This window comes from Bacillus sp. GMs2/2, from assembly GCF_050172095.1.
Lineage (GTDB): Bacteria > Bacillota > Bacilli > Bacillales > Bacillaceae_G > Bacillus_A > Bacillus_A cereus.
Genome location: NZ_JBNLYE010000658.1, coordinates 1 through 1,447, shown reverse-complemented (window position 1 = coordinate 1,447; position 1,447 = coordinate 1). Strand labels below are relative to the sequence as shown.

The following is a 1,447-nucleotide window of genomic DNA, read 5'->3' as shown; positions in this document are numbered from 1 at the left end:
GTAAATTTTCTTGGAAACAAAATTCTTTTGGAACTGCTATAGATAATGCGCTATTATATTCTGCTGTCATATGAATTCCACCTGTAACTTTTCTAATGTAAGCAATTTTTTCTTCATTTCTAATCCACCCCTAAATCCGGTTAGTTTTCCATTCTTCCCAATAACACGGTGACAAGGAATAGTAATAAGGAGAGGGTTAGCAGCAATAGCAGAAGCAACGGCGCGCACAGCTTTAGGTTTTTGAATTCTTTCAGCAATTTCTGTATAAGAATATGTCTTTCCGTAAGGAATTTCACGTACCGTATTCCAAACAGATAATTGAAAATTAGTTCCATAAGCATCGATAGGAAATGTAAAAGTTTCTCGCTTGTTTTCTAAATACTCGATAACTTCTTGCGTATATATTTGCAAGTAATCTGGACTATGAATCAATATATGTTGGGGCAGTTTTTTTCTAGCCCATATATTTAATTCTTCAAAGTTTTCGTCTTGTGATCCAATGAAACATAGTCCATTTTCAGTTGCAGCAATATGAAATCGCCAATTTTTATGTGTAAGTAGCGTCCAATATATATAATTATTTTTGTAGGAATTCATTATCGTATCCCTCTTTCATTTCGTTCTTTTTTCGATATTCAGTAGGAGTAAATCCGGTTTTCTTTTTAAATAAAGTTGCGAAATACTCTGGGTTTTCTATCCCGACAGCAGTACTAATTTCTTTAATAGATTGATTTGTGTGTAAAAGGTATTTGGTTGCTTTAAGAACCCTGAATTGTTGTATATATTCTATAGGAGTTAGCCCTATTATTCTTTTGAAAGTACGCTGTAAATGAAAAGGGCTACCGTGACACATTTCCGCAAGCATGTCGAGAGTTAAGGATTCGTCATAATGCTTTTCGATATAGTCTTTAATTTGTTCTACCCACTCTTCATTAGGTAAAGTGATCCCATTTGGCTTACAACGTTTGCACGGGCGAAAGTTTTCGCTTAATGCTTGCTCTGCATGATGAAAAATTCGTACATTGTTTCTATTCGGTATTCTTGATTTGCATGATGGCCTGCAAAAAATTCCAGTTGATTTCACAGCATAAAAGAATTTGCTATCATAGGAAGAATCATTATGAATAATTGCTTGCCAATACTCATTTGTTAATATAACTCCTTCATTGTGCAAAGAACATCACCTCTGAAATTAGTATAACCTGAATAAAGTGCGTATGTATGTATTCATAAATGTAAGAGCAAGATTACAAAGGTGAAAATATCGGATGGCGTTTAGATTATTTTGTTGTTTCGGAAAGAATGAAAGACCAGATAACAGAAGCGAAAATTAATAGTGAAGTGATGGGATCAGACCATTGTCCAGTTGAATTGCATATAAATTTCTAAAAAAAGAAGTATCTCCCTAATATTAGGGAGATACTTCTTTTTTTAATTCAGTTTGTTA

General features: G+C 33.5%; 2 protein-coding genes and 1 pseudogene. 1 reads left to right on the top strand and 2 read right to left on the bottom strand.

Annotated features, from left to right (window positions below; all coding sequences use genetic code 11):
• Positions 1–66: 66 nt before the first annotated feature.
• Both ACQGS6_RS28420 and ACQGS6_RS28415 read right to left on the bottom strand, forming a co-directional pair.
• Positions 67–597, bottom strand: coding sequence for a methylated-DNA--[protein]-cysteine S-methyltransferase (locus ACQGS6_RS28420; RefSeq protein WP_001089839.1), 531 nt, complete (start codon positions 595–597; stop codon positions 67–69).
• On the bottom strand, positions 578–1,174 hold the full coding sequence (locus tag ACQGS6_RS28415) for a bifunctional transcriptional activator/DNA repair enzyme AdaA (protein WP_000551300.1): 597 nt from the start codon (positions 1,172–1,174) through the stop codon (positions 578–580). Before ACQGS6_RS28415 ends, ACQGS6_RS28420 begins: the two co-directional genes overlap by 20 nt.
• Before the next feature lie 77 nt (positions 1,175–1,251).
• Between ACQGS6_RS28415 and ACQGS6_RS28410 the strand changes: the two are divergent.
• Positions 1,252–1,389: pseudogene (locus ACQGS6_RS28410) on the top strand (exodeoxyribonuclease III); the annotation flags it as partial.
• Positions 1,390–1,447: the final 58 nt, after the last annotated feature.